Source organism: Paraburkholderia metrosideri (assembly GCF_904848625.1).
Classification (GTDB): Bacteria; Pseudomonadota; Gammaproteobacteria; order Burkholderiales; family Burkholderiaceae; genus Paraburkholderia; species Paraburkholderia metrosideri.
In genome coordinates this window covers 1-14,821 of record NZ_CAJHCP010000010.1, presented here as the reverse complement: position 1 = coordinate 14,821, position 14,821 = coordinate 1, and the positions used below count along the sequence as shown (strand labels likewise).

Here is a 14,821-nt window from a genome sequence, read left to right as displayed (position 1 = left end):
GATTCGGCTAATCGCAGTTTGCCATGGTATTGGGGCTGCAAAGAGGGGTGCACAAGCGGACTGCAATGTTTCAGGGCTCTGCGCTCGTGGCGCGCTGTCGAAACCGCTGACCGGCTTCAGATCCGCCAGGAATCTGAAGCCGGAACTCTCATGCAAGGCTACGTCGCCACGAAAAAATCAGGCGTCGTAACGCGCTTCGTCAAGATCGGCAATCAGCGTCGGCCCCGTCGGATGCCAGTCCAGGCGGGCCTGCGTCCACGCGCTGGAGGCCGGCATATCGAGGCCGACGAACATCGCCATCCATCCGAAATGCGCCGCGGCTTCCTCCGGCGCGATGGAAACGACTGGCAGGTTCAAGCCCCGGCCCAGTGCTTCGGCGATTTCCCGACTGCTGATGCCTTCTTCGCCGACTGCGTGATAACGTGCGCCCCGTTCACCCGCTTCCAGCGCGAGCCGGTAGAGATGCGCGACATCCGAAAGATGACCTGCCGGCCAGCGGTTGCGTCCATCGCCGACATAGGCCGCGACGCCTTTTTCCCGAATGATGCCGATGAGCGGCGTAATCAGCCCCTGTTTGAACGGATTGTGGACTTGCGGCAGGCGTACCACCGACACGTTGATCCCGGCTTCCAGCAGTTCATTCCCCGCCAGTTCGGACGCGATGCGCGGATTCGGATGGTGGGCATTGAAGACATTTTCAGTGGCAGGTTCGCCGTGTTCGCCGCTGCCTATGCCGGTCCCCGACGTGATGATCAGCGGCCGGTCGGAGCCCGCAAGCGCGGAGCCGAGTGCCGCGATCGCACGCTTGTCCTTCTCGCAGTTTTCGACGAATCGGGAGAAGTCGTGATCGAACGCCGTGTGGATCACGCCGTCCGCTTTAGCCGCGCCGCTGCGCAAACTTTCGACATCCTCTAGCGTTCCGCGATGCACTTCGGCGCCCGCATCGATCAGCGCTTGTGCTCCCGCGTCCGAACGGGTCACGCCAATCACCTGATGACCCGCATTGATCAATTCAGGAACGATGGCGGAGCCGATAAACCCGGTCGCCCCGGTAACGAAAATTCGCACGATGAAGCCTCCTTGGTCATGACATGTTCACTATCCGATCATTTGTTATCCCGTTAAAGTAGTGATCTCATCATAGTAAAACGACTAACAGGGTCATCATGTCGGTCAACACACCCAGATCGCTTGGAGATTTTCTGAAAAGCCGCCGGACGCGCCTCGATCCGGCGAGCTTCGGCTTTTCCGGACGGCGGCGCACGCCAGGATTGCGTCGCGAAGAGGTTGCGCAGCGCGCGCACATCAGTCCGACCTGGTACACCTGGCTCGAACAGGGACGCGGCGGCGCGCCATCGGCGGAAGTGCTGGAGCGGATCTCCGGCGCGCTGATGCTGACCGATGCGGAGCGCGAACATCTCTTCATGCTGGGGCTGGGGCGGCCGCCCGAGGTGCGCTACAGGTCGGCTGACCGCGTCAATCCCCGCATGCAGCGTCTACTCGATTCACTCGATGCCAGCCCGGCGATCATCAAGACGCCGACCTGGGACGTCGTGGCCTGGAACCGTGCCGCGGCCGTCGTGCTGACCGACTACGGCGCATTGCCGCCCGATCAGCGCAATATTCTCCAGTTCCTGTTCCGCGATCCCACTGTCCGTGCCAAGCAGCACGACTGGGAAAGCGTCGCCCGTTTCGTGGTGGGTGCATTCAGAGCGGATGTGGCGCGTGCGGGCCTGGTATCCGAAGCCGGTGAACTGGTGGACGAACTGTGCCGCATCAGCCCGGAGTTCGAGGTGTTATGGCGAGACAACGATGTGCATAGTCACGAGGACGGCGATGGTGTGAAGCGCCTGACGCATCCTGAGCTGGGAGTGATCGAACTGGAATACTCGGCTTTTTCCGTCGATGGCCGGCCCGACCTCGGCATGATTGTCTACACCCCGCTTGATCGTGAGGTCGCGCAGCGAATCAGGGAGCTCGCCGCGAATGCGTCGACGCCAGCGGCGTTTGACGAGCACGTCTCAAGTTAAAAATCGCCCCCACTCGAAATCGACCCAGTCGGGTCTCATGGGAACCACGCCTGCGCCGGGAGTGAAGGTTAGCTCGCCAAAATACACGTCGTTGTTAGGCGCATACAGATCGACGCGAACGTAATTGAAATCTTCGGAAAGAACGGCGGCTGTTTCCAGCATCAATTGCAGATTTCCGGGCGGCGGTGACGGTGCGGTACTGCGAGCGTAGGGACCGATTCCAACTTCAAGATGATTCCACTGCGCGTCGTACACGTCGCCACGGGTGTTGTTGCCAAAGCGGTCCGAGATCACGACGATGAACATCATCGGTCTGCGAGCGTCGCCTCCGAAGCAATGCACCTTGTAATCAGCGGGAATCTCACCACGCTCATCAAGAAGAAGGTCTTCAAAGAAAATGCGTGGCTGGATTTGCCGATAATGACGCTCCCGTGCAACTTTATAAAAATCGGTGGACATCCATTGACTGGCGAGGCGTTGCAAATTGGCGAAAGTATTTTGCTTTTTCTCCCTGACGACTTCGACGAAACTGCTCCCGTGATTCGCCTTCATCACGAAGGAGTCGGGCAGTGTGTCAAAGACCGCTTGCGTGAAGACGTCAGGCGCCGAAATAAGCGGGACCAGATGCTTCTCGCCCACTTTCGCCCTGACGTAATCCCGTACGGCAAGTTTGTCGGTCAACGCACCGTAGCGCGGGTCCGGCCGCAGACTGCGTTGCAGGATCTTCTCGTTGAAGGTTGTCGGGCGAAATAGTTTTGGGAAGCGGCCAATGTGCTTGCGGTGCAACAAGCTCAGGAAAATCGCATCAGGAAGAAGCTGCTTTGCACTGTCCTTCATCCGTCGAACCAGCGCGTCGGGTGAGCGGGGCATGGTGGGTCTCCCAACAATGACCTGTCAGCCGTGGGTCATCAGATTGCGTTCACGAGATGGACTTGTTGCGCTGAAGCATAGCTGCGGAAGATTCGATTAAAAGCGTGTGGCACAAAACGAAGAGAGATCGGCTGATTAGGTTGTGCGTTTCGAACGCGCATTGCACTTTAACGGGGAATAGTGTCGACCAGCGCGGAAGAAGAGGGGGCAGCGAGAAAAACGGGGGAGTATGGTCGATGGAGATCAATTGCGGAAAAGCGGGAGAATCTGTGTTGAGAAACAATTTAAAAGTAACCCTATCGGTGGCATCCGCGAAAAATAAAAACAGCGAACATTCATGCCACCGATACTCAACAAATCAAACACTGCACTTAAAGCTTTTCCCGCCGATTACTGTTCGCCGCAATGCGTGCCACTATCGGCACCAGGCGAGGATTAAACATCGGGATCGAGCTTGCCCGACTTTCCGCGCGAGCGACAATTGCATCGATCGTCACACGGGTCACCGCGCGTTGTGCCCGCTTCGCGAAGTGCTTCATCCGGCGGTCGCTGATGGGGTGCCGTGCCCACACCAGCGCGGCGAACCAGCCGATAACCGTCCATCCGAGCAGAATGTTCACCATGGTCACCGCGAACGCGTCTTCGCGTTCTCTGGCGTCTGCGATGATTGACGGCGCCAGATAAAGCATGACTGCGCCGAGGAACACTGCACCTTCGATAATCTTCATCATGTCGACACCTCGCTACAACCTCGGTCAGCGGACCTATTCTGCTTAGTGATTCGAATACAGGCGACCAAACGACCTCACCGATTCACGGCCGCCAGATTCCGACGAAGATGCAGCCACACCGCCGTACGAATCATTCGCGGAATTAACTGCGCTGTTGTTGCGATCGGCCGCGACGGTTTGCGCATTCTGGCCCTGTTGCGATGCAGGGGCACCCACCGACGGGCGATACGAAGGAGCCGGGCCGTAGCCACTGGCAAATGCAGGTGCGGCGATCGAGGCTGTTGCGGCGATCAGCAAGGCTGCGAGGAATTTGCTTTTCATGATGACTCTCCAATCCAGTTTGAAAGGGTGCCGCGAATCGACGATGACTGCGCGGCTGATGGATTGAAGTTTAGTCGGCGCCTATCTTTTTTCTATACCGATAGGGTGAAATCAGAATTGCTGCGAATCGAACAATACGATGCAGGCTGGCGCGGAGTGACAGGGCCGGCAGCACGGCCCTCTCACGTTCATTTTTCTTCGCGTCGGCGTGGCATTGCCGCAAAGGCCGCTTCTCTCCGTGAAGCAGCCCCGGCGGCCTATCACACCGAATTGTCACGCCATCTTCAGCACCACCCGGAAACGCGCTGCGCCGCTCATCATCCGGTCATAAGCTTCGGGCGCGCGCTCCAGCGGAAACTCTTCGATCATCGGCTTGACGCCGGAGAGCGCGCTGAACTCAAGGGTGTCCTGCGAGTCGGCGGACGTGCCGGACGGCCAGCCCTGAATCGAATTGCGCCCCATGATGAACTGGGCGATGGGAACCTCGACGGGCTCTTCGGAAATGCCCACCATGATGAGCTTCCCGTTTAGTCCCAGCCCACCGACTGCCGCGCTCATTGCCTTGCCGCTCGTGACCGTCGCGAGAATCACCTTCGCACCGCCGAGCTTGCTGAGTTCCTCGGCGACACTCTGCGTCTTGCTGTCGATGTAGTGATGCGCCCCGAGTTGCTTCGCCAGCGCGGCCTTGTCCTGGCCACGGGCGATCGCGACGGTGTTGAAGCCCATCTTGCGTGCGAACTGCACGCCGAGGTGTCCGAGCCCACCAATACCGAGAATCGCGACCACGTCGCCCGCGCGAGCACCGCTATTGCGCAACGCGTTATACGTCGTGATCCCGGCGCATAACAGCGGCGCTGCGTCTGCGTCGGACAGGTCGTCCGGAATGCTCGCCAGCGCCTCGACCGGCGCCACGACGAACTCCGCATAGCCGCCGTCGTAACTGATCCCCGGCACCTGGGCTTTTTCGCAGAGAACAAAGTCGCCCTGGCGGCAACGGGAGCAACGGCCGCAATGACCGCCGTGCCAACCTACACCGACGCGCTGACCGACGCTCCATCCTTCTACGCCGGTGCCGATGGCGTCAATAACGCCTGCAATTTCATGGCCCGGCACGCGTGGAAATTGCAGCCCGGGCCATTGCCCCTCTTTGGTCAGCGAATCGCTATGGCATATCCCGCACGCCTGAACCTTGATGCGAACGTGCCCGTCGCCGGGTTCTGGAACATCCAGTTCAACGAGCTTCAACGGACCTCCCGCTTCCGCCACTTGTACCGCCTTCATTCTGGACATGGATTTCACCTCGCTGATCGTCGTCATGGTCGGCATTCTGAAGGGCGCCCTGTTTCCTCGCGCCTTCAGCGTTGATTGAACACTCGGAATGCTGCGATGCGTTTTACGCGGACAAGTGTCGCTTGTTGACCATAGTTGAAAATCGGGCGGAATCCAACTTGTTGCATGGGGTTCGATCTGTTTCGCGATGCCGGGATGCCGGACTTATGGCGAAAAGCGAAGTTAGACGTCTGCCGTTACGGTAAGGCGTTTAGTTACAAAAGGAGCGGGATGTTTTGTGCATGATGGACTGCTGTGGACGATTGGCGATGCCATCGCGCACGAGAAAGTCTGAGCAAGCGATGCATCAATGTTGACCTGCGTTCAGCAGCATCCAGATTTGCCGTGTAGGTGGCCCGGCAAGCACTCGCACGAAAGCCGCGCGGCATCGAACACAGGCGTAGTGCTGTTCTCTTCGAGACTCGCCCGCAGCGCCGACGCCCTTCAGCGAAAGATCCTGATGCGGCGCTTCGGTAGAAGATTTGCCGTAGAGGTCCGCGCATCGCGCGCAGGGTTGAATCCAGAGGTCCATTGTCAGATTGCCAATTGTTGCGGTCGCTTGCCAGCCAGGTAGGCCGGTTAGTCCAATATATACGTCTCTGTTCGAGACAGGTCAAATGACGCGGGTCACGCGTCGACTCGCGTCACCTCAATAGTGGCCTGGAAGGCGAAACAGGATGCGCGTAGAAGAAATCATGACCTCGCCAGTCGTCACCGTCGGATTCGATGACACATTGGCGACTGTGAAGGAAATCTTTGATGTCGTGAAGTTCCATCATCTGCTCGTTGTCGAAGACGGAGAACGCCAGGGTGTCGTGTCCGATCGCAGATTTGCTGAGAAGGATGGGTGGGGAAGTCGACGACGTCCCTGCCGATATGAGTTAAGGGTGCGGTCTTTCAACTGGCGCGAATCGGGATGCCTGTCCCGGGCGCGACAATAGCGGGCATCGCCTCAACATCCCGGATGGTAATAACAGAGCAGAGCGGCACTGCGCGCTCGTCGGAACTGCCAGCGGCCGACCGATTGCCGCATCAGGCGCAGTCTCGCCGCATCTCTCGAATAACCACTAGCCTTAAGAATTCGGTTGCCCAGTATGACGGCAGAAGAACCAGCGCCGCGCCGTCTTCGGTTTGGCTTCGATCTCAACCACATTGCGCCACCAGCGCTCGCCCCGATGAGGCGCAGCGAGATCCAGCCGCTCCCCCATGCGTGGTGTCGACAGCGTAATGCCGTGAGCGGCAGCGAGACCCATGACGCGCTCAAACGGCTCGTGCCAGCGATGCATGGCCAGATCGAACGTACCGTTATGGATGGGCACGAGCCAACGACCTTGCAGATCGATATGCGCTTGCACGGTGTCTTCAGGTTGCATGTGCACGTAAGGCCATTGCGCGTCGTAGGCACCTGTTTCGATCAGCGTGACGTCGAATGGACCGAGGCGCTCGCCAATCGTTTTGAAGCCGTCGAAATAACCTGTGTCGCCGCTGAAAAACACGCGCAGATCGTTATCGACAATGACCCACGACGCCCACAACGTACTGTTGCTGTCGAACAGGCTGCGTCCAGAAAAATGTTGGCCCGGCGTTGCGGTGAACGTCAGTCCGCCAACTTCCACGCTCTGCCACCAGTCGAACTGGCGCACTTTCTTCGCGTCGATACCCCATTCGATCAGCCGGTCTCCGACGCCGAGCGGCGTCAGGAACACACCCGTCGTTGCCGCGAGCGCGAGCACCGTGTCGCGGTCGAGATGGTCGTAGTGGTCATGGGACAAGATCACGCCGCGCAGCGGCGGCAAATCAGCCAGCGCAATGGGCGGCGCATGAAAGCGTTTGGGACCCACCCGCCGGAACGGCGACGCGCGTTCGGCGAACACGGGATCGGTCAGCCAGAACTCTCCACGCAGCTTGAGCAGCATGGTTGAATGCCCGAGCCGGTAGAGGCTGCGATCAGGCGCGGCATCGAGTTGTTCGCGGGTCAATACGTCGACGGGAAGCGCCCCCGTTGGGGCCGTACCTGTCGGCTTCCTGAACAGCACGTTCCACATGATGCGCAACGTTTTGCCGAAGCCCTCGGCAGGACGCGGTTTGACGTTGCGAAAACGCTGGCCGTCGTGCTGCGCCGACGAATGGGACAAGTCGCGCCCACGTTTCGCTGCGGTAAAGCCCAACGCGCGGCCGATGAAACCGGTGAACGATGTCATGTGAAACGTCCCGATGCGTAAAGTAGACTTGGTAGTGTAGTTTATTATCGAGAAAAGTAAACCGCCTGGTGTAAAATTTAGCGATGGACCCGAACGTTATTACCCACCAACGCCTGACTGATCGCAAGCGCCTTGCCGTGATCAGCGCGGCTACTGAAGAATTTCTCGCTGCCGGTTTCGATGCGACCAGCATGGACCGTATCGCGGCCCGGGCGAACGTTTCCAAGCGTACGGTCTACAACCATTTCCCGAGCAAAGAGGTGCTGTTTGCGGCGATCCTGCAGCAGTTGTGGAACGCGAGTCATATGGGCGACGCGCCTTCCTATCGCGCGGACCAGCCGTTGCGGGTCCAGTTGCTCGAATTGTTGTCACGCAAGCTGAGGCTGATGAACGGCGACGCGTTTCTGTCGCTCGCACGTGTCGCGATTGCGGCCGGCATTCATTCGCCGGAACGTGCGCGAGACATGGTGGCGCGGATGAGCGAGCGTGAGGAAGATCTAACCGTATGGATACGCGCGGCTTCTGCCGACGGGCGTCTCAAGACATCAGACCCGGTGTTCGCTTCGCAGCAGTTACAGGGTCTCGTGAAGTCGTTCGCGTTCTGGCCGCAGGTAACGATGGGGCAGCCGCCGCTCAGCAAAGCCGAACAGAAGAAGGTCGCTGAATCGGCGGCGGATATGTTCCTTGCTCGATACGAGTGAGCGCGCTCTACGTTTTAGCGTTCGGCCCCCCAGGGTGCGTTGTTAGCTCGCAAGTGAAGTACTTTGAAGAAGTCTCCAAAGCCAACATACTGCTCAAAGCAAAGATGCCTGGCGCAGCCTGACATGCGCTGTGCGAGAAACGCCGATAGCGTGGCTCGCCGGGAGAGCGGCCGTTCGTGGCTACGAACCCAGCCGCTCCATCAGAAAATCGACAAAACTCCGCACGCGCGACGATAGGTGCCGTGCGTGCGGATAGAGCAAAACAAACGGCCGCGAACAACCGCCATAAGGCACGAGCAATTCCTTCAGCGTTCCTTTCCCGATGTCTTCATCGACGATAAACCGGTAAGTCTGAAAGATCCCCGCGCCGTGACGCGCAAGGGTCACCCCGGCAAGCACATCACCCGATGCCGAGCAGCCGCCACGCGTGATCATCTCGGTCGCTTCGTCTTTCTGTTTGAATAGCCACGGAAGATTGCGCCCGGTACTCGGCAACGCATATTGAATGCAGTCGTGATCAACCAGATCGTCGGGCGTTTTCAGTTTGCCCGCGTGACGCAGATAAGCGGGTGAAGCGACGACCACCAGTTCCGCGTCCTCGATTGTTCGCGCAATCAGCCCTGAGTCGCTCGGCGCACGTCCGCGAATCGCGAGGTCGAAACCTTCTTCGGCGAAGTCGATATTGCGGTTGCTGAGGTGCGTTTCGACCGTGACGCCGGGATAGCGCGTACGAAACTCCGCAAGCAGCGGTAGAACGCGATAGTGGCCATACGGTGTCGGCATGCTGATCCGCAATACCCCGGTAGGCGCGGTTTGCTGCCCGGTCGCTTCACGCTCGGCATCGGTCAGCAGGCTCAATGCCAGCCGGCACTGCTCGAAATATCGCCTTCCTGCATCGGTCAGCCGGATCTGCCGGGTGGTGCGCACAAACAGGCGCACGCCGAGTCGCTCCTCCAGACGCGCGACCGAACGGCTGACCGCTGCCGGCGTGACACTGGCGGCATTCGCAGCGCTGGTGAAACTCTCGAGTTCCGCCGCGAGGCAGAACAGTTCGATACTGCCCAGAAGGACATCTTCAAATTGACGCTGCATGGATTTCGGCGATCTTCAGTAGCGCGCTTTCTTGCCGGGGCAGATATGCGCCCCGCACGGCCGCAACGTGGACGCAGCGGGCGGCGCGGTCGCCTTCGGTGCGCAACAAGGGTCCGTACAGAATATCAGGACTCTGCTGCGCGGGCGGCTTCGATTTGCCCTGCGTCCATACAATGAAGATCGCCCATGACCCGTGTCAATCCGGCTTCAGCGCTCGCTGCTTTCGATATGCATCGACCGGCAAGCCGCCCCAGCCCCAATTCTCCTTCTCCACTTCCTGGATGACGACAAAGGTGGCGTCGAGCGGCTTGTTCAGCACATCGAGAAGTAATTGGCTGACGCCTTCGATGAGCTTCGCTTTTTCGTCGGCAGTGACGGAATCGTTGCCGGGTTTGGACCCTTCGCGGGTCACCTGGATGGTGACGATAGGCATGTTGTCCTCCGTGTCACTTTCGATTGACTGACGCGGCGCCTCACGGCGCCGTCACAGTACGGCGGGGCGATTAATGGCCCGCGTTCTGACCACCGTCCACGTGCAGGATTTCACCCGTCACAAACGGCGCGGCATCCAGATATAGCACTGCGCCGACGATATCGCTCATCTCGCCCATATGCCCGATTGGGTGCAGTGCGCCCAGCGCCGCATGCGTTTCTTGCGCGTGCATCGGCGACTTGATGATGCCAGGCGAAACCGCGTTGGCGCGAATACCTTTCTTCGCATATTCGATGGCAAGCGACTTCGTAGCCGAGTTAAGGCCGCCCTTGGTCAACGACGCCAGCACCGAAGGTACACCGTCGATCGCACGGTCGGCGAGCGTGGTCGTGATGGTGACCACGTGACCGCTCGCGTTCTTTTCCATCTCCGCGATCGCCAGTTGCGTGATGTGGAAGAAGCCCGACACGTTCACGCCAATGGCGGCCGCGTAGTCTTCAGCAGTGTATTGAGTAAAAGGCTTGGCGATGAAGATGCCGGCGTTGTTGACCAGCGTATCGATACGGCCAAAGCGAGCGACCGCTTCGGAGATCACGCGGCGCGCGGTCGCCGGGTCGGCGATATCGCCCGCAATCGTCAGGATGTTGGGATCGTCCGACGGTCTCACCGATCGTGCGGTGGCGACGACGCGGTAATCGAGTTTGCGGAACGCGCTGACCAGTTCGGCGCCAATGCCTTGTGAAGCGCCGGTAACGACAACGACCTTTTGTGACGTGCTCATGATGAAACCTCCAGACGGCTAGTTGGGATTCGATGCTGATCGGGCCATCGGCTCCGATGGGTATGAAATCTAGGCGCATTGGCGCTGAGTTCGAATACCCGCCATGGACAAACAGTCATTCGCTCCAGGTACAAATGGTCGGGAAGGGCGGTGGGGTTTCAAATTGCCGAGGCTTGGGCGCCAGCAAAATTCCGGGCACCTCCGTCATTTGGCAGGTCGGGCGATGACCAGCCGGGCTTGGCTTCTGCTCGCCAGCAAACTCACGGTCCGGCGTTCTGTCGACGATCCGGTAACTATCCGATTACCGAATTATTTCGACGGCGGGCGTCCAGAACGCGGCGCACCTGGCTACTATCCGATGCGTGCGCGTAACGGCTCTAATGGCCGTTCTGAGCGTTGCACAATCGTTAAAAATCTTTCTGGAAAACTCGATGAAGCTTTATTACTCCCCGGGCGCATGCTCGCTGTCGCCGCATATCGTCGCGCGAGAAGCGGGTGTTGCAGTGGAACTGGTGAAGGTGGACCTCAAGGCCAAGCGCACGGAAAGCGGCGCTGATTTCTTGCAGATCAATCCGAAAGGCAGCGTGCCTGCTCTTCAACTGGATGACGGCGAGTTGCTGACTGAAGGACCGGCAATCGTGCAGTACCTCGCAGACCTCAAGCCTGAAAGCGGGCTCGCGCCCGCGAACGGCACGCTCGCGCGATACCGTCTTCAGGAACTGCTCGGCTTTATTAACTCCGAGTTGCATAAGGGCTACTCGCCGCTGTTTAATCCCGCCACTCCGGAAGGCGTACGGTCGGAACGGAAAGCGGCTTTGAGCAGGCACTATGCGTTGCTGGAACAGCGCCTGGCTAAACAGTCGTGGTTGCTCGGCGACGAGTTCTCAGCGGCGGACGCGTATCTGTTCACCGTGACCAACTGGGCGGGTCATGTCGATCTCGACCTGTCACAGTTCGGCACAATCGCGGCATTTCAGCAGCGCGTTGCAAAACGCCCGCTCGTTCAGGCCGCCATGCAAGCAGAAGGGTTGATTAGCAACGTGTCGGCGTAAGAGTCGCTGACGGCGTTTAATCACTCGTTGGGGCATGTTCCCGGCATCGGCCGACTCGTTGCCGGCTCAGCGGCGCGAGTCGGGTGATCGCATGAATGGCGGGGGCGCCCGCAGCGACATTGAGCACAAAATCACGAGACGACACCATGACGATTTCCACGACACGCCGGAGCGTGGCCTTAGGTTTGCCCTTTCTACTCGGTATGAGTATCGCCGCGCCGCTGTTCGCCGCCGAATCCCCGATAGCCGACATTGAACGCCGCTATGGTGGACGCCTAGGCGTATTCGCTATCGATACCGGTTCAGGCCGGACACTTGCTTATCGAGCCGACGAGCGCTTTCTGATGTGCAGCACATTCAAGGGACTTCTGGCCGCGCAAGTGCTCGCGCGCGTGGACGCGGGCAAGGAAAGTCTCGAACGACCTGTGCGTTATACCGCTAAAGACCTCATCTTCACGTCACCGGTGACCAAGGCAAATGTTGCACAGGGGGCGATGTCGGTTGGCGCGCTGTGCCGGGCTGCTGTCGAAGTCAGTGACAACACCGCGGCGATCCTGTTGATGAGAAGTGCCGGCGGTCCCGAGGCGCTGACCCGGTTTGTGCGAACTCTCGGCGATAACGTGACCCGCTCTGATCGCTATGAACCGACGTCGAACCAGTATGACGGCGTGCTCGATACGACTACGCCGAGAGCAATGACCACGACTGTCAGCCGCATTCTTCTGGGTGATACGCTGAGTTCTCAATCGCGTCGGCAACTGGAAGCGTGGATGGTTTCCTGCAAGCCGGGTCTCAATCGGATCCGCGCGGCGTTGCCCGCAGATTGGCTGGCCGGCGACCGTCCTGGCACGAGTGTCGAAGAAGAAACGAACGATTACGCGATCGTGCGACCGCCAGGTCGCGCACCGCTTCTGATTGCTGCCTATTACGATGCGCCCGGCGTCAGTATGGATCTTCGCGAAACGGTGTTGCGCGAAGCCGGTCGCGCATTTGTGACATGGGCCAACGTGAGTGCCTGACGAACGCGGGCGCACGTGATTCGCGGATCGATTCGATCCGCGAGGATTTCAATAGCATTGCGCGCGGAGCACGCAGGGTGCGTCCGGAGAATGGGCGTCGCGCTCTAAACAAGCGTATGAAGCGGAAAATCGACGTCATGGCCGTAATCAGGCAGCGGCAAATATTGCCGTCAGCAACGTTTCAAAAGCGTCGTTTCGCTCGCTATTTTTGCGTGGGTTTGCTTTTGCCCATGCACTGACCACGGCGGCCTGTTGTTCAAGAGGGAGCCGTCTGAACATTTCAGCCCCAAAAGTCCGCATGAAATCGTCGCCGTGCAGATGAGTGACTGCGTCAGCCGACAAGAGATTCCCGGGCGCATGCGGGTTCACCCGCCTTCCATTAACAAAATATCCGACCGCCATCACACGCCCCTCCCGTGGGTTGATGGAGCCATCATAGGCCCGAGAAAAATAAAAAAATTCTGGTCTGGAAGAAAGATTACTCTAATGAAAGCAGCCGTTCCGGCTGACGCGCGACCTTTTCAGGTCGTCTGTTTCCGATGTCGATGCAGCACACCAGCGTCGCTGTTTCGAAGCGATGGTTGCCGATTCAACGCTTGGTCTGCTTCGCATCCCGAAGCAGATGGGCCGAGCGGTGGACGTCTGTGTCGCAAGTGCCGGCGGTGTCCACGATTCATTGACGACGTGCAAACCACCCTGACACGTGCTGCAACTCACCGGGCAACCTGCGTGCGGGCGTCCACAGACTGACCCGGCATCGCCGAATCGAGATGCTCTCCGCAATCTGACGAAATAAAACTCTCACTCCGAATTTTTCTGTCAGGGATGCGCCAGGCGCGCCACACCATTTCAGCGCCATCGCCCGACAGCGTGCGCCGCATTCGCCGCCGTGCACCGCCCTCGTTACCTTCCGCAGCGGCCGCTCAACATCGCGGCATACATGCCCGCAGCCCCCGCGCAGCGCGGCTTGCGGGTCGATCCACAAAAGTGCCATTGAATGTAACTTTTGTGTAGGGACGCCGGACCCGTCCTCCAATATTCTTACCCTACCGAGACGATACGTCTGGCGCTGGTTCCTTCATCCCGCTGCCGACGACGACTAATTCACAGGAGAGGATGTTGACCAAGAAAGTCCCGCTCAAAATCGCTATCGCTGAGCATCCACATACGTCTGCTATCCGCAATGGTTCCATCCCCATCGAGGGCGTGGATGCCGAGTTCGTTACGGTTCAGCCGCAAATCGGTGCATTCCGCCGGATGGTGCGCGATGTCGAATTCGACGTCTGCGAACTGGCGCCGACGACTTACATCATCGCCCGCGCATACGGCGCGCCGTTTGTCGGTCTGCCGATTTTCGTAGTACGCCGCTTTCACCACGGTGGTCTGCTGGTTCGCCCGGACGCTGGCATCAAGCATCCCAAAGATCTGGAAGGCAAGAAAGTCGGCGTGCGCGCGTACTCGGTCACGACCGGCGTGTGGACCCGTCAGGTGCTGATCGACGAGTTCGGCCTGGATTCGTCGAAGGTCACCTGGGTGGTCGATGACGAAGAACACGTGCAGCAACTGAAGTTGCCGGAAAACGTGATTCACGCGCCGCAAGGCAGCTCGCTCGCCGAAATGATGGCATCGGGCGAACTGTCGGCAGGTTTTGCCGCTGCGGCCGGCATTGGCCGCACGGGTGCGCCGACCGGCGGCTGGAAGGAGGTCGAAGCCGACTACCCGGATCTGCTGCCGAACGCCACCGAACTCGAAACCGAATACTACGCACGCACCGGCGTTTATCCGATGCACGGCACGATCGTGGTGAAGGATTCGGTGCTGGCGGAGCATCCGTGGATCGCGAAATCGATTTACGACGCGTTCGCGCAGGCGAAGAAGGAATGGCTCGCCCGCCTGGATGCAGGCGAAGCGACGGCGGCGAGCGACAAAAAGTATCTGGAACTGCGCAAGATCGTCGGTCACGACCCGCTGCCGTATGGTCTGCAGGAAAACCTGAAGACGATTGAAACGCTGGAAGCGACTGCGTTCAAGCAGGGGCTGACGCCGCGCCGTATGGCGATCAACGAACTGTTCGTTGATCCGTTGGCGAAGTAACCCGCCGACTCGAACGCAACAGGATGCATTGGACCGGAGCGAAGGTTGATAACTTCAGCGCCGGTCAATTGGAGACACCATGATTATCGATTGCCACGGTCACTTCACGACCGTTCCCGCCTCGTTCCGCGCATGGCGCGCGAAGCAGGTTGAATTTGCCAACGACC

Annotated in this window: 16 protein-coding genes; 6 read left to right on the top strand and 10 right to left on the bottom strand. The window is 59.3% G+C overall.

Annotated elements, in window-relative coordinates; translation table 11 throughout:
- Positions 1 to 177: 177 nt before the first annotated feature.
- Positions 178 to 1,068 carry an SDR family oxidoreductase gene (locus tag LMG28727_RS22330; protein WP_201644493.1) on the bottom strand — a complete coding sequence of 297 codons (891 nt, stop codon included), beginning with the start codon at positions 1,066 to 1,068 and terminating at the stop codon, positions 178 to 180.
- A 98-nt stretch (positions 1,069 to 1,166) separates the two neighbouring features.
- On the opposite strand from LMG28727_RS22330, the gene LMG28727_RS22325 reads away from it, so the two are divergent.
- Positions 1,167 to 2,030 carry a helix-turn-helix transcriptional regulator gene (locus LMG28727_RS22325; RefSeq protein WP_201644492.1) on the top strand — a complete coding sequence of 288 codons (864 nt, stop codon included), beginning with the start codon at positions 1,167 to 1,169 and terminating at the stop codon, positions 2,028 to 2,030.
- Here LMG28727_RS22325 and LMG28727_RS22320 read toward each other — a convergent pair.
- The 4 genes from LMG28727_RS22320 to LMG28727_RS22305 form a co-directional block, all read right to left on the bottom strand.
- Positions 2,022 to 2,900 (bottom strand): ATP-grasp fold amidoligase family protein, encoded by an 879-nt coding sequence (locus LMG28727_RS22320; RefSeq protein ID WP_201644491.1) that lies wholly within the window; start codon positions 2,898 to 2,900, stop codon positions 2,022 to 2,024. The two genes, LMG28727_RS22325 and LMG28727_RS22320, sit on opposite strands and share 9 nt — an antisense overlap.
- Before the next feature lie 371 nt (positions 2,901 to 3,271).
- Positions 3,272 to 3,631 carry a superinfection immunity protein gene (locus tag LMG28727_RS22315; RefSeq protein WP_201644490.1) on the bottom strand — a complete coding sequence of 120 codons (360 nt, stop codon included), beginning with the start codon at positions 3,629 to 3,631 and terminating at the stop codon, positions 3,272 to 3,274.
- 42 nt (positions 3,632 to 3,673) lie between these two features.
- Positions 3,674 to 3,952 carry a hypothetical protein gene (locus LMG28727_RS22310; protein WP_201644489.1) on the bottom strand — a complete coding sequence of 93 codons (279 nt, stop codon included), beginning with the start codon at positions 3,950 to 3,952 and terminating at the stop codon, positions 3,674 to 3,676.
- 273 nt (positions 3,953 to 4,225) lie between these two features.
- Entirely contained in the window at positions 4,226 to 5,242 is a 1,017-nt protein-coding gene (locus LMG28727_RS22305; RefSeq protein ID WP_201644488.1) for an alcohol dehydrogenase, read from the bottom strand.
- A 716-nt stretch (positions 5,243 to 5,958) separates the two neighbouring features.
- On the opposite strand from LMG28727_RS22305, the gene LMG28727_RS34670 reads away from it, so the two are divergent.
- Positions 5,959 to 6,222, top strand: coding sequence for a CBS domain-containing protein (locus LMG28727_RS34670; RefSeq protein ID WP_201644487.1), 264 nt, complete (start codon positions 5,959 to 5,961; stop codon positions 6,220 to 6,222).
- Positions 6,223 to 6,354: 132 nt separating this feature from the next.
- On the opposite strand, the gene LMG28727_RS22295 is transcribed toward LMG28727_RS34670, so the two are convergent.
- Complete coding sequence (locus LMG28727_RS22295) at positions 6,355 to 7,482, bottom strand: MBL fold metallo-hydrolase (protein ID WP_201644486.1); 1,128 nt, start codon at positions 7,480 to 7,482, stop codon at positions 6,355 to 6,357.
- 83 nt (positions 7,483 to 7,565) lie between these two features.
- On the opposite strand from LMG28727_RS22295, the gene LMG28727_RS22290 reads away from it, so the two are divergent.
- Positions 7,566 to 8,183 (top strand): TetR/AcrR family transcriptional regulator, encoded by a 618-nt coding sequence (locus LMG28727_RS22290; RefSeq protein ID WP_201644485.1) that lies wholly within the window; start codon positions 7,566 to 7,568, stop codon positions 8,181 to 8,183.
- A gap of 180 nt (positions 8,184 to 8,363) precedes the next feature.
- On the opposite strand, the gene LMG28727_RS22285 is transcribed toward LMG28727_RS22290, so the two are convergent.
- The 3 genes from LMG28727_RS22285 to LMG28727_RS22275 form a co-directional block, all read right to left on the bottom strand.
- Positions 8,364 to 9,275, bottom strand: coding sequence for a LysR family transcriptional regulator (locus LMG28727_RS22285; protein WP_201644484.1), 912 nt, complete (start codon positions 9,273 to 9,275; stop codon positions 8,364 to 8,366).
- A gap of 196 nt (positions 9,276 to 9,471) precedes the next feature.
- The gene (locus LMG28727_RS22280) at positions 9,472 to 9,708 is read right to left on the bottom strand and encodes a tautomerase family protein (RefSeq protein WP_201644483.1); all 237 of its coding nucleotides are present in this window, start codon (positions 9,706 to 9,708) and stop codon (positions 9,472 to 9,474) included.
- A 70-nt stretch (positions 9,709 to 9,778) separates the two neighbouring features.
- On the bottom strand, positions 9,779 to 10,489 hold the full coding sequence (locus LMG28727_RS22275) for an SDR family NAD(P)-dependent oxidoreductase (RefSeq protein ID WP_201644482.1): 711 nt from the start codon (positions 10,487 to 10,489) through the stop codon (positions 9,779 to 9,781).
- A gap of 431 nt (positions 10,490 to 10,920) precedes the next feature.
- Between LMG28727_RS22275 and gstA the strand changes: the two genes are divergently transcribed.
- Positions 10,921 to 11,541, top strand: a complete 621-nt coding sequence (gstA, locus tag LMG28727_RS22270; protein WP_201644481.1) for a glutathione transferase GstA — start codon at positions 10,921 to 10,923, stop codon at positions 11,539 to 11,541.
- 146 nt (positions 11,542 to 11,687) lie between these two features.
- Positions 11,688 to 12,560, top strand: coding sequence for a class A beta-lactamase (bla, locus tag LMG28727_RS22265; protein ID WP_236592236.1), 873 nt, complete (start codon positions 11,688 to 11,690; stop codon positions 12,558 to 12,560).
- A 147-nt stretch (positions 12,561 to 12,707) separates the two neighbouring features.
- Here bla and LMG28727_RS22260 read toward each other — a convergent pair whose 3' ends face one another.
- Positions 12,708 to 12,962: a hypothetical protein gene (locus LMG28727_RS22260; protein WP_201644480.1), complete on the bottom strand. Its 255-nt coding sequence runs from the start codon at positions 12,960 to 12,962 to the stop codon at positions 12,708 to 12,710.
- 714 nt (positions 12,963 to 13,676) lie between these two features.
- Here LMG28727_RS22260 and LMG28727_RS22255 point away from each other — a divergent pair.
- Entirely contained in the window at positions 13,677 to 14,654 is a 978-nt protein-coding gene (locus tag LMG28727_RS22255; protein ID WP_201644479.1) for a PhnD/SsuA/transferrin family substrate-binding protein, read from the top strand.
- The last annotated feature ends 167 nt before the right edge of the window (positions 14,655 to 14,821 follow it).